Origin of the sequence: Filifactor villosus, from assembly GCF_042652965.1 — a bacterium.
Lineage (GTDB): Bacteria > Bacillota > Clostridia > Peptostreptococcales > Filifactoraceae > Filifactor > Filifactor villosus.
Genome location: NZ_JBHSHL010000008.1, coordinates 23213 through 36313, shown reverse-complemented (window position 1 = coordinate 36313; position 13101 = coordinate 23213). Strand labels below are relative to the sequence as shown.

Sequence of the window (13101 nt, the reverse complement as noted above, 5' to 3'; positions counted from 1 at the left end):
AGGAGACCCCGTACAAAGCGGAAACTCTCCCTTCATACCTTCCACACAAAACCGATAAGAAAGCAGGTGTTATCCGATGTTACACGCATTTATCCACATGGGTTTTTTCAAAAAAAGAGTTTTTATGATCACCGTCATCCTCCTTATGGTCTTTGTCGTCTTCATCATCATGGGGCTCGATGCCGTCAGTGAGGGCAGTATCCTTGTCTTTGACAAGATGGCGCTCTACGCCGCCTTTATCACGGCCTACTACAGGGACAGAAGAAGGGATCGCAAACAGACGACCCTGTATCGAAGCCTTCCCGTCGATCCGAAGGACATCGTCTACGGGACCTTTGCCGACAATATCGTGATACCGGTTCTCTGGCTGGGGATTGCCTTCCTTCTCTCCCTGTGTTTCAGCCTGACGCTGGGCAAGCTCCCCCATATCGAGAGCTTTGTCCTCGGCCTTCTGCTCGTCGGTATCACCGAGTCCCTTATGTTGCCCACCGAATTTTTAAGAAACTCCAAGGTGGATTCCCTCTACCTCTTCGTTTGGATCATGATCTGCGTTCTTCCCGGGATCCTGACAAGGATATTTGGGGAACATACGGCTTCCGTAGTTACAAGTCTGATAAGACCCAAGATCGGTCTCCTGCTTATCCTGACCTCGGTTTTTGCAGTCCTCTTCCTTATCTCCACCACCCTTACGAGACGCTTCTGCTTCAGGGATGCGGACTGATACAATCATTCATTTGAGCGATGGATATAAACGATGTGTACTTTATGGAAGATAACACGGATGTTCGCGGTCGCAGAATAAATATATCCATACTTCTATGGAAGCACCGCACAAAGGCAAACTCCTAATTCCCTTTTGAGTTTGCAAAATGCGAAAGTTTGTCAAATCAACACATTTAAGAATTTCATCCTTCATATAAACTCAGTTTTATGCTGATTTTTCGAATTATGCAGTATTTTCCCATTGGGGAATCGTAGGCCATTCGAGATTGAGCCTCTCTTATCCCTCTACAAAAAGATCTTCAACTGCTCCGCCAGCTTCTTCTCCCTGTCTTCTCGGTTGTTCGCCCGAAACTCAAAGACGAGGTAGGCGGGGTCCAGGTACTCGATGAGCTCCCTTGTACCCTTGCAGGTCAGGATCTCATGCCTGTCGATTTGAAAAACGTGTTCATAACACTGAGCAAACCTTTCGTAGAAGTCCGTTTTGAGAACGGGGGGTTGTTCGAGAGCCTGTTTGACATAGTCCCCCGATATACTCTTGTGGAGGTGGATGCCCCTCACATAGGGGGCAAGGTCCTTCTCCCTCCTGAAGAAGTCTCCGACATAGGCCACCCCTTCCTCAACCGTTTTTAAGTCGAGGTTCGTGCACATCATATGGCCCGTATCGAGCATAAATCCTTTTTTGGCATAGGCCGTTCCCTCGAGCAGTTTTCGTGCGATCTCCGCCGAAGTGAAGGTCAGCCCCCTCCAATACAGGTTTTCGAACAATAATTCGAACTGATAGTCCTCACCCTCCATCAGGGTATTGACGAGCTCACAGGTCGCAGCGATAACTTCCTCATCCGTATAGGCAAAGTCGCGGGTAAAGGTCTCAGTCACCGATACATTGCAGACGTGAAAGACCACATACTTCGCCCCGACACTGTGCGCATAGTCCAGGTCCCTCTTGTAAAAATCGAGCAGGGTCTGCCTGTCGCTGCCCCCGTAGAAACCTTCCCACACCGATCTGTTGCCGTATTCCCGAAGCAGCCTGTCTTCCTTCCCCAGCCAAAAATCCATCCAATCACTATAATAGGGAAGATGAACTCCTATCGTCTTCTCGTCTCGGATGTAGGAAGTGTCGACCTCTCCGCAACGGATCAGCTCGATCCCATCCAAACCGTATTCTTCATAGAAGGACTCCAAGTCCCTACTGTCCTTATATTCACAGAGGGTATCCCGATACCCTACCAAACTGATCAATCGATACATATTCTTCTCCCGGTTCTTACCAGAACGATACTTTTCACTTTTATACTATTACCCGACCACCACACCGATATAAACTCCAATTTTCCAAACATATTTTTCTGTTGACATTATTTTGAAACATTTTCCATCTCGAGTTATGTTATAATAACTGTAATCAAACTTAAAAGGAGGTTGTTCATTATGGAGAAATTTGCTCCGCTTATTATTGCAATTCCGATTTTGTTGTTAGTGGTAACGGGTTATGTAAAAGCGCCGCCGGACAAGGCGTTTATCATCTCAGGTCTCAAACGTCGGATCATCGTCGGTCGAGCTGCGATCCGCGTGCCCTTCTTCGAGCGCTTGGATAAACTCTCACTCAAAGTTATGAGTGTCGATGTGAAGACAGGTACCGCCGTTCCTACGAACGACTATATCAACGTCAGAGTGGACGGTATCGTCAAAATTAAGGTGCCCAACAACCGGGATATGATCGAACGGGCAGCCCAAAACTTTTTGAACCAGACGGAAGACTACATCATTGCACAGGTCAAAGACGTACTGGAAGGAAATATGCGTGAGATCATCGGTCAGCTCACCCTTCCCACCATGGTTCAGGACCGAAAGTCTTTCGGAGAAAAGGTTCAGGAAAATGCCGTTCCCGATTTGGAAAAGTTAGGTTTGGAGATTGTATCCTTCAACATCCAGTCCTTTGAGGACGAGAACGGAGTAATCGAAAACCTCGGTATCGACAACATTTCAAAGATTCGCAAGGATGCCGCCATCGCCAAGGCTATTGCGGACAAGGACGTCGTGGTCGCGCAGGCGAACGCAAACAAAGAGGCCAACGATGCGGAAGTCGAATCCCAACGCATCATCGCAGAACGTCAGAACGAACTTGCCATCAAGAAAGCTCAATTGAAGGCGGAATCCGACAGACAGAAGGCGGAGGCCGATATGGCCTACGACATCCAGACGGAAGAACGCAGAAAAGACAAGGAGACCAAGATTGCCGAAGCCAACTTAATCCGTGAACAAAAACAGATCGAGATCCAAAAGGCAAAACTCGATGCGGAACAAAGACAGGTCGCCGACGTGGAGCTCTACCAACGTCAACAGGAAGCACAGGCAAAGCTGTTTGAAGAGAGCAAGCAGGCGGAAGCCATCCGTATCCGTGCGGAAAACGAAGCCAGTGCAATCAAGCTTAAGGCACAGGCGGAGGCGGAGGCCAAAAAATCCGTAGGACTTGCAGAAGCCGAGGCTATCCGTGCCAGAGGACTTGCGGAAGCCGAAGCCATCGACAAGAAGGCGGAAGCGATGAAAAAATACGGAGAAGGTGCCATCCTTGAGATGTACTTCAAGGCCATGCCCGAGATTGCAAAGAATATTGCAGAGCCTCTGACCAAGGTTGACAAAATCACGATGTACGGGGACGGAAACAACAGCAAGCTCGTCGGAGACATTACCAAATCCCTTACCCAGATCACCGACGGTCTCAACGACTCGATGGGCTTGGATCTGAAGTCCCTGCTCTTAGGTGCGGTCGGAACGGGACTGATGTCCAAACAGGTTACCGTCAACAATATCCTGGAAGACGACAGGGAAACAGAAGACAAACCGCCGATCTGCCTTGCACAAGAGAAAGAAGAAGGCGATACTCAGCAATAGGAGAGAATATGGATAAGATGGAAGATGTCCGCAGTTCAAACGGATAACAATGTAGGTGTTATAGGCTGTATCCTTTTCCCCAAGAGCTCTAATACTATTCTTTTGAGTTGTGGATATAAACAATCTGTGACCCATAGAAGATAAACCAACTTTTCGTAGTTTGAAAAACAGATATATCTATACCTCTATTGAAAAATAGTATAAACTCCTTGCAGATCGGATATTTCTGTCGCATAAAAGTAGGTACAACTAAAAAGTGAGGACCGTCGGAGGAACTTCTATTCCTCCGACAGTCCTCACTTTCTTCATAAGAAAATCAATCCTCCCATTCGATCGCATGTTCCGGACAGGACTCGATGATGACCCGAAGTTGCTCCGTCATCTCCTCCGGTTGTTTTTGGACATCGGCTTCCTTGTTCTCATTGATAAAGAAGATGTCCGGCATAGTCCGTACGCATAGCTTGCAACCGATACATTCTTTTCCGTTTACTCTCAATTTCATACTTCCCCCTATTTATTTTCAATCAGTTACCCTCAGACTTATCCTACCCCGAAACCGCTCCTTAAAAACCTTTTTACCGCAAAAAATCAGCCTTCCCTCCTCAAAAAAGGCGGGTTTTCTTCAGAGGAAAGACAAGGCTTATGAACGTGTTTGTTTTGAACGGCCCCAGCCCTATTATCCCGGAGTGTGTCTAATACTACTATTCCTTTGAATAATGGATATCAACGATTTGCACTCCATAGAAGAGAACACGAATTTTCGTGGTTACAAAACAGATATTACCATACTTCTATCGAAGAATAGTATAAAAACTTCTTAGGCGGACGAAACAAATCGTTGAAAAGAAATGAAGGAAACACCGCACAAAGGCAAATTTCCAATTTTTCTTCGATTTGATAAAACACAAAGGTTTGTTATATCGATATTTTCAAGAATATCATCCTTCGTACAAAAGTCATTTTATGCTGTTTTTTTCGAATTATGCAACATCGCCTTATACTATTTTTCAATAGAAGTACGGATCGTTATTGTATGACCACAAACATCCGTGTTATCTTCTGTTGAGTACAAGTTTCCGATATCCATAGCTCCAATGAATAAGAGTATACAATCAAAAAACAAAACCCTCGAAAAGCCGCTTCACACCATCGATACTCCGTCATACCATAGCTCTGATCTTACGAACATTGCTGTAAAACAGGATCGCCGAACCCACCAGCATAAATCCCAGCCCGACGAGAGAACGTACCGGGATCTCCTCTCCCAAAACGAGGTAGGCCAGAACGGGAACAAGGACCGGCTTGATAAAAAAGACCAAACTCGTCATCGTAACTCCCACCGTATCGATGGCGAGGAAGTAAAACGCAAACCCCAGCCCCGTTACTCCGATCGAGATATACAGGAGATAGGGCAGATTGTCCATGCTGACAGCTCGAATTACGGGAATATCGGCAAAAATAGGAAGCCCCTTTGCAACAACATATCCCGAAATCCCCTCCATTCGACTCAACACAATGAGAAGGGCAAGTTGCAAACTCCCGAAAATAAAGCTGTAGCAGGTGGTAACGACTCCTCCCGTAGGCTTTCCTCTGCTGAACAGCTTCGCCAAGACCCCATAGAAGGCAAAGGCAATCGCCGAGGTCAGGCAACTGATCACCCCTATGGCACTTCCTTCAAAGCGAAAGGGATTGATCAGGATCATAAGACCCGTGAAGGAAACTGCCATCGCTGCAAGGTCGAAGCGAGTGATGACCTCCTTGAGGATGACATAGGCGAAGAGAATCGAAAAATAGATGTTGCCCGCGAAGATCAGTGCGGACTGATGTGCGGGAATATAATTGACACTCAGGGTGAAAAACGTCATTCCGAAGGTGGTGCAGACAAATCCCAAAAGGTTGAATTGAGCGTAGTCCTTCGCCGTCAAACGATACCCTTTTGCACTTAACTGCCTGCGTGCTAGAGGATAGAGAATAACGGCACCTATGGTAAAACGGATGAGGTTGAGTTGAATGGGGTTGAAGGCTCCGTTCGTTGCCTTTATGGCAATTTCCATCCCCGAAAACATCAAAGTTGCCATCAGTATGTAGATCAAACCTTTGTTATTGTTCATAAGTTCCTCCGTCAAAGCATGTTTTCATAAACTTGTGTGCTCTTTACATAAGTGTTTTTCTTTATCTATCTACCATACACTATTTGGTCCGGAGTTTCAACAGGGAAGAAGGATGAAGAAAAACCTTCCCCCTACCGTCTCCAAGAAGATTGCGCACAAAGATGCTTCTCTCTAATCGTTTCGAGGAGAAGGACAGGTCGCTAAAACGAATGCTTTTACCATTTTTTGTGTCGGACGATGTCCTCCCCGTCTTTTTGAATTTCGGTATTGATCCGGCAACATCCCGAAAAGACAGGTTTTTATGTCCTCATCGAAGCTCTCGTTGTCTGTATTTCCTTCTTAAATTCCACCACGACAATATCGGGATAGTTGTTGATTCGAAGAGGAATGATGCTCCTTCCCAAGCCCGCACTCACAACAAGGGAGGATGTACCGCTGTGGTAGATCCCCTTTTGATACTTAGGAAACAAGCCCTGTTCCGGAGAATATAGTCCCTTTAAAAAGGGAAGTCGGATCTGGCCTCCGTGGACATGACCGCTAAAGGTCAGATCAATCCCGCAGGCTTCGTAGACAGCAAACCTTTCCGGTCTGTGAGAAAGCAGGATCTTCAGTTCCTCTGCCCCAAGACCCTCCACCAAGTTAGACAGCAGGCGGAAAAACCTTTCCCGTCTCTCCCTCCATGCAAAACAGGTAGGGTCATCGACTCCCAGGAGGACGAGTTCCCCGCCATCCCTATGAAGACGCACACACCTGTTGTTATGGATGTGGATTCCTTCTCCTTCCAATCGTCGATACAGTTCTTCCCTCATCTTTTCATCCTGCTTGAACTCGTGGTTTCCGCTGACAAAGTAGGTCGGTGCAAGCTCCGAGAGTCCCGCAACGGATTCGATCGCCTTGTCGATATCCGGGGTGTAGCCGAAGAGAACGTCTCCCGTAATCACGATAAGATCGGGTCTCTCCTTCTCCACCCTCATCAAAAGGCGTTTGTTTCCTCTTCCGAAGGTCTTTTGATGAAGGTCCGACAGTTGAAGGATCCTGTATCCATCGAAGGAACTCGGAAGTTTAGGACTGCTCCAAACATAACGGGATACGGTCAACCTGTTGTTTTGGACATAGGCCAAAGCTCCCAAAAGAAGAGGAATTCCTACATATTTCAACAGATTCATAGTCTTGCCTTCTTTCTTTGTTCGCACCGTACGGCTCAAGCACGGAGCCGAGATGCCCAAAACTTCTTCATACCTGTCCTCCCTTTTACAATCTCACAGGAAGGTCCGACGTTCACCCGTATACGGTGCTTTCCAAGTGTAGACCCGATACCGAAGATCTCCTCTTAATCCAAGTAGACCACCCTTCTGAGTTCATCGACGGCAAATCCGTACTCCGGTGTCGAGAGCTCTTTTTGCCCCTCTTCCAGACGATACCAGGGATTTTTGTTATTCTGAGGATTTTTGAGCAGGTGGAACTCCTGCGCCGGCATATAGCCCTGTGCCAGGAGAAAGAGCAACTCGCCCTTCCGGTTTTTGCAGGTATCGACGACCATCACGATATGTCCGGGGCTTCCGCCTCGCAGGAAGACATCTCCGATTTTGAGATCCTTGGGGGAGATCTTCTTTGTTTCTTCAACCATGGACAGGGTCGAAGAGTAGGCAAAGACAACATTGAGATACTTCTCAAAAACCTCCCTGTCATCCTTGACCCCCGTTTTTTTGCTCCAATAAGGTTTTCCGTTTTTTTGGAAGGCTACGCGATATCCTTGCCTCCAATGCTTGTAATCACAAAGGAAACCGTCAACAAAGTGAAAGGCGATCTTATCCTTCTGCCCGCTTTGGTACAGGTATTCCGCATAGACCCTCATAATGGAGTCCGCACACTGTTGCAGGTCTCTGCTTCCCAAATTCATCTGAAATACCGCCTCGTGTGCTCCCTGGTTCCGCTTTTTCTTCTTGTCAAAGAGGAGGACGGGACTTCCATGAGGTTTCAGAGGGTAGGCTCTGAGAAACTCTCCCAGACTCCCCTTCTTCTCCTGCGTTCTTTGAAATCCCTCCGGGGTCTTTACCCTACTCTCAAGGTTCGTCCCTTCCCTGACGATGAGTTCCTGTATAACTTCTTCCTTTTTTTCCTGTTTTTTCAACGGTTCGGAAGAAACCGTCGTCTCCTGTCTCGGAGCTGCCGCACAAGCGGACAGAACTCCCGCAAGAAGCAGCAGGCCTATAACGATCTTCTTCATCTTCTCTCCTCTCTGTTGCATCGATATCAATCTAAACCGTGTACTTCCGTGACATCCGCCTAGATCACGAGTCCTCCGTTCATACTAAGGACCTGACCCGTGATAAAATCGGCCTCCTCCGATGCCAAGTACAGTACCGCACCTGCAACGTCTTCGGGCTTGCCCAACACTCCCAGCGGAGTTTCGTCCACAACCATATCGAGGACGGCCTTGTCGAGTCCCGCTATCATATCGGTCATGATCGCCCCGGGCGCAACTGCATTGACTTGGATGTTGGAGGGACCTTCTTCCTTTGCAAGGGCCTTGGTAAAGGCAATGATCGCTCCCTTCGTCGCGGAGTAGTGCGTTTCACAGGAAGCTCCGACCAGCCCCCATATCGAAGCGATGTTGATAATCTTTCCCTTCTTACGGGAGATCATCGAGGGCAGGACATACTTACAGCAGTGATAAACCCCGTTGACATTGACGGCAAAGATTCGGTTCCACATCTTCGTATCGATGTCATTGAACATCGTCATACTTGCAATCCCTGCGTTATTGACCAATACATCGATTGTTCCGAAGCTTCTTTCAACCTCTTGGACCATGTCCCTGACCTCTTCTTCACAGGAGACATCCGCCCTTATGACCATGGCACTCTTTCCCGCAGCCAACAGTTCCCTTTGAAGGCTCAACGCCTTGTCTTCGCTCCGGTGGTAGTTGATGACGACCCTGTCGCCCTGCATCGCAAAACGTCTTGCGATCTCCCTGCCTATTCCTCTTGAACTTCCGGTTACCAATACTGTTCTCATCTATCACTCAGCCCTTCTCTATCGTTCTTGGAAAACGCCACACAAAAATTTCCGGCGACAGGAGGTTTTTCACAAAATAACCCCTTGTACCGTCAACATCTTCAAAAATATGCCCTCTACAACTCTTCCTCCCAATCGATCATCCTCTTGAACGATTTGAGTCATGGCCCGTACTCTACAAGCACACAGCTTCTTTCTTATGATCGGCAATATACTCTCCGTTTGAAATGTCGAGTTCTTGGAAGATATCCTTCGAAAAAAACAATCTGAGACTTATCCTTTAAAGTACCCAAGACAAGACTGCACAAAGGCAAACTTCCGATTTTTCTTCGATTCTATAAAACACAAAGATTTGCCATATCAATGTTTCCAAGAATTTCATCCTTGGTATAACATCGATTTTATGCTGATTTTTTGAATTATTGGGTATCGCCCTAATCTATCAATTTAAAATAGGTAATCGTATAAGGAAGTCCCTTCCATACCTAAGAGGAAGTAGGGCTGTCTTGTACCTTGATTTTTTATGCCGGCACACGGAGGAACCAAACCGATGAAGTCTCCTTTTCTCACAGGTCCTTATTTCTTCAGCTCCCATACGGTAAAGGTGTAGGGAGGTGCATTCTCAGGCACCTGCCTTCCCGCTTCTTCGCTGACCTGAACCCAAACATCCTCATCGATCTCGGGAAAGAAGGCCTCCGCTTCCACCGCAGAGTCCTCTCGGAGTATTGTAATATAGAGTTTGGATACATAGGGCATAAACTGTCGATATACGGTATCTCCCCCGACGACAAAAATCTTTTCGTTCCTATGTTTCCTTGCATAGTCCAAAGCCTCTTCAATGCCGTGGAGGATCTCCGCCCCCTCCAGGACCCTATCGTATCTGGTCAGTACAATGTTCTTCCTGTTCGGGAGAGGACGCTTTGGAAAACTCATATAGGTGTTATATCCCATCACTATCGTATGATTGAGAGTTGTTTCTTTAAAATAATTCAAATCCTCGGGCAGGTGATAGAGCATATCGTTTTTTCGCCCGATTGCCCTTGTCTTCTCGGTCATTGCCACTATGGAATACAAGTTGTCCAGTCTTTGCATGTTCTTCTCCTTTGTTTTATCCTTCTTATCTCTTTATACTATTCTCCGTTTGAACCGCAGGGGTTGAAACCTGTCTCATCACTGAAACGCCACTTGGAGAATAATATGCTTCAACAGGTTCAACCTGTCCATTCGATTTTTACGGTATTGCCCTAAGAGAGCACAAGAACACCCGTATCGGCGGTCATCTATATCGCCAGTTCAAAACTGAGGTTCGGTCTGTCCGGTTCGTAGCCTTCCATCTTAAAATCATCAATATCAAAACGATAGAAGTCCGTTTTGTCGGTATCGAGTATCAAACGTACCTGATCGGCTTCCTGCCCTTCCCTTAACAACAATTCCTGTACGGCATCAATATGCCTGTCGTAGATATGGGCATTTTGAACCAGATGACAAAATCTTCCCGGCTCCAGACCGACCGCCTTGGCAACCATAAGCTGAAGGGCGGTATACTGGATTTTGTTGATGGCATTTGCCACGGGAACATCGGAAGAACGCTGGATCAAGGTCATATCGAGCAGACCCTGCCTTACATTCCAGTGCGTTTCCATGGCACAGGGAAAAAGTCCGCCCGTCTCTTCAAAGTCCCCATACTGATAGAGGTTGATAATATGTCTCCTCCCGTAGGGTTGCTCCTTCAAACCGTCGAGTAATTTATTCATCAGATCGTAGCGTTTGACGGTAGCACCGTAACGTTGGCCGATCGTCCTCGTAGCCTCGACCTCCCAGTCATTCCACCAATGGATGTCATACTTTTCCTCCAAGACGTCCAAACTGTTGGTCTGGTCCTGATAGATCCAAAAAATCTCCTTAATGGCAGACTTCCATGCAATCGGTCTCAAGGTCAAAATAGGAAACTCCCCCTTCTGAAGATCGTATTCCTCCCACACTTGGTTGATAAAGTAGGTGTGAGACGGTGTTCCGTCAGCGTACTTGGGTCTGACCTTCTCTCCCAAGGTATGACTGCCTTGGGTCAGTATCTTGGTACATAAGTCCTTAAACATTCTATCTGCCTTTGTCATGATCATCCTTCCTTTTCCACGTTACAGCCCTCGGATTCGGAGCTCAAATCGCTAAGGTCTTCATCCTCCGCTTCCGAGCGGCTTTCCGTATTTTCTATCTGTGTTCGCTTTTTCAATAACTTCTGCCCCTGTTTATCTTCGTCAATATAAGCAGAACAAAGAGTCCTGCCAAAACAAGGTAACCTATCCCTCCTTGAAAAAGAGGAGTTTGAACCTCTTCCTCAGGAACTTCTTCCGTCTTCACCTCTTCTGTCGAACCATGCTCCTGCTCCTTGGGAGATGTAGGGAAAAACTCGATCTTCTGCCCCTTGGAGTTGATAAAGACTTCGATCGTTTTTGCTACGGATTTTTCATACTCATTCATCCCCTCATGAGAAGCAAGATGAAACTTTCCTTCCTCGTCCTTCTCGAGTTTAAAGATTCCCCATTCCACCCGGAAGTCCTCTCCATCTTTGTTCAAGGATACCAAATAAGGCTCTTCGACCTCAAAAAAGTCACCCTCCGGTCTCTGACCCACCATATTGATCTCGGGAATCGCCGAATACTTCAGGCGAAAGTGATTGATCTCCAGAGGCTCCCACTTGTCCTGCGACATATTCTCCACACTTACAACGCTCTCCTCCACACGAAACGAAAGCTCCGTGTCATCCATCTTCTCCAAAATGGCAAGGTAGAGCCCGTCCTGATCGTTGTGGGTCAGACGGTGCAAAGCATCTCCCGCAAACACGGTTACAGGGATCAAGCCTATGAGCAAAACAAACACTAATCTTCTCAAAACTCTCATTCTTATCATCCTCCCCTTCTTGTTCGATCTTTTGTCCGCCCCTTATCAAGCGGACCTCTTTCGTCCGAATCACGAACGGAACAAACCGTTTCTTCGGCCGTCACAATAAGTTTCTTTACTTATTATACCTGATTTGTGTGAAGAATATATACCTGATTTGTGTGAAAATCTTATATTCTTCTCGCCCTTTGTTTTAAACCGAAGTCCAAAGTGATATAATTCTGTATAAGAAAAATAAGGAGTTTATCTTGTGCAGTATTTTTCTAAAACAGTATAACAACATGGATTCGAATTTCGAATCGCCGATGACAATAAGATATTCACATCCCCTTCTATTCAAGGCTTTTGAGATCTGCAAAGGAGGTCCCTTATGACAATCACATTGACTCCCGAATTTATCCGAACCCTTATTCCCATAAGACAACGATCCTCCCACAAAGGAAGTTACGGACGGGTCCTCATCGTTGCGGGAAGTCCGCGTTTTCCCGGAGCTCCCTGCCTCTGCGCAAGGGCCTGTATAAGAAGCGGGAGCGGCCTTGTTACCCTTGCGGTCGAAAAGGAGATTTTTTCTATTGTAGCCCAAAAGCTCAACGAAGAGATGGTTCTGGACCTCCAGACCTATGAGATGGATTTTTTTCAACTTCTCCACTCCGCCGACTGTGTCGCCTTCGGTTGCGGGAGCGGAATCCGAGATTACAGCAGAAGAAAACTCTCCCTCCTCCTGAACCGCGTAAACTGCCCCCTCGTCATCGATGCCGACGGTCTGAGCCTTCTTGCAGAGAAATCGTCCCTCTTGCGGACGGATAAGACCCTGATCCTGACTCCTCACGAAGGAGAGTTTTCTCGCCTCAGTGCAACAAGTATCGAAGAGATCAAGGCAAACAAGGTGGAGCTTGCCGAGACCTTCGCTCAAAACTTCAACCTGATCCTTGTCCTCAAGGGCGAGACCACCGTTATCACCGATGGGAAGACCACCTACCTCTCGGATGTCGGAGTTCCCGAGATGGCGACAGGGGGCATGGGAGATGCCTTGACCGGAATCATCGCCTCCTTTGTCGGACAAAAACTCTCCCCTCTCGAAGCCTGTGTCCTCGCAGTCTACCTCCACTCCTACACGGCCCGAGAACTCTCTAAGACAATGTACAGCGTACTTGCCGGCGATGTGATATCCCGCCTGCCTTTTGTGATCAGGGAGCTGATGTTAAAGAAAGACTGATGCTGGTATTCCTCTTTGAGTTGTGGACATAAACAATCTTTGACCCATAAGAAGATAAAACAATTTTTCGCGGTCGAAAAATAGCTATCCATACTTCCATTGAAGAACAGTATAACCCCGTTGTCGATCTCAAATCGGGATTTTTGTGAAACCCCGTACAAACTCGGACTTCCTAGTTCCTTCGGAATTTACCGAATACGAATATTTGTCGAATCAACGGCTTCAAAAACCTCCTCTCTCGTA

General features: G+C 47.0%; 13 protein-coding genes. 3 read left to right on the top strand and 10 right to left on the bottom strand.

Annotated features, from left to right (window positions below):
* Positions 1-76: 76 nt before the first annotated feature.
* Positions 77-721: an ABC-2 transporter permease gene (locus ACFO4R_RS02580; RefSeq protein WP_379787436.1), complete on the top strand. Its 645-nt coding sequence runs from the start codon at positions 77-79 to the stop codon at positions 719-721.
* A gap of 287 nt (positions 722-1008) precedes the next feature.
* Here the strand turns inward: ACFO4R_RS02580 and ACFO4R_RS02575 are convergent, their stop codons facing one another.
* A complete protein-coding gene (locus ACFO4R_RS02575; protein WP_379787434.1) occupies positions 1009-1971 on the bottom strand; it encodes a sugar phosphate isomerase/epimerase family protein in 963 nt (320 codons plus the stop codon).
* A gap of 180 nt (positions 1972-2151) precedes the next feature.
* On the opposite strand from ACFO4R_RS02575, the gene ACFO4R_RS02570 reads away from it, so the two are divergent.
* A complete protein-coding gene (locus ACFO4R_RS02570) occupies positions 2152-3615 on the top strand; it encodes a flotillin family protein (protein ID WP_379787433.1) in 1464 nt (487 codons plus the stop codon).
* A 316-nt stretch (positions 3616-3931) separates the two neighbouring features.
* Here ACFO4R_RS02570 and ACFO4R_RS02565 read toward each other — a convergent pair whose 3' ends face one another.
* The 9 genes from ACFO4R_RS02565 to ACFO4R_RS02525 all read right to left on the bottom strand — a co-directional run bounded on the left by ACFO4R_RS02565 (position 3932) and on the right by ACFO4R_RS02525 (position 11642).
* Positions 3932-4117 (bottom strand): ferredoxin, encoded by a 186-nt coding sequence (locus ACFO4R_RS02565; RefSeq protein ID WP_379787432.1) that lies wholly within the window; start codon positions 4115-4117, stop codon positions 3932-3934.
* A 658-nt stretch (positions 4118-4775) separates the two neighbouring features.
* Positions 4776-5726 (bottom strand): DMT family transporter, encoded by a 951-nt coding sequence (locus ACFO4R_RS02560; protein ID WP_379787431.1) that lies wholly within the window; start codon positions 5724-5726, stop codon positions 4776-4778.
* A 299-nt stretch (positions 5727-6025) separates the two neighbouring features.
* Positions 6026-6892, bottom strand: a complete 867-nt coding sequence (locus ACFO4R_RS02555; RefSeq protein ID WP_379787430.1) for a metallophosphoesterase — start codon at positions 6890-6892, stop codon at positions 6026-6028.
* Between the two features lie 164 nt (positions 6893-7056).
* Positions 7057-7953, bottom strand: a complete 897-nt coding sequence (locus ACFO4R_RS02550; protein ID WP_379787429.1) for a DUF4846 domain-containing protein — start codon at positions 7951-7953, stop codon at positions 7057-7059.
* A 59-nt stretch (positions 7954-8012) separates the two neighbouring features.
* A complete protein-coding gene (gene ymfI / locus ACFO4R_RS02545) occupies positions 8013-8744 on the bottom strand; it encodes an elongation factor P 5-aminopentanone reductase (protein ID WP_379787428.1) in 732 nt (243 codons plus the stop codon).
* Positions 8745-8813: 69 nt separating this feature from the next.
* Entirely contained in the window at positions 8814-8954 is a 141-nt protein-coding gene (locus ACFO4R_RS02540) for a hypothetical protein (RefSeq protein ID WP_379787427.1), read from the bottom strand.
* 366 nt (positions 8955-9320) lie between these two features.
* Positions 9321-9836 carry a dihydrofolate reductase gene (locus tag ACFO4R_RS02535; RefSeq protein WP_379787426.1) on the bottom strand — a complete coding sequence of 172 codons (516 nt, stop codon included), beginning with the start codon at positions 9834-9836 and terminating at the stop codon, positions 9321-9323.
* Positions 9837-10024: 188 nt separating this feature from the next.
* Complete coding sequence (locus tag ACFO4R_RS02530; RefSeq protein ID WP_379787425.1) at positions 10025-10858, bottom strand: thymidylate synthase; 834 nt, start codon at positions 10856-10858, stop codon at positions 10025-10027.
* Positions 10859-10970: 112 nt separating this feature from the next.
* Positions 10971-11642 carry a hypothetical protein gene (locus tag ACFO4R_RS02525; protein ID WP_379787424.1) on the bottom strand — a complete coding sequence of 224 codons (672 nt, stop codon included), beginning with the start codon at positions 11640-11642 and terminating at the stop codon, positions 10971-10973.
* A 370-nt stretch (positions 11643-12012) separates the two neighbouring features.
* Here ACFO4R_RS02525 and ACFO4R_RS02520 point away from each other — a divergent pair, with 370 nt between their 5' ends.
* Positions 12013-12858: an NAD(P)H-hydrate dehydratase gene (locus ACFO4R_RS02520; protein WP_379787423.1), complete on the top strand. Its 846-nt coding sequence runs from the start codon at positions 12013-12015 to the stop codon at positions 12856-12858.
* Positions 12859-13101: the final 243 nt, after the last annotated feature.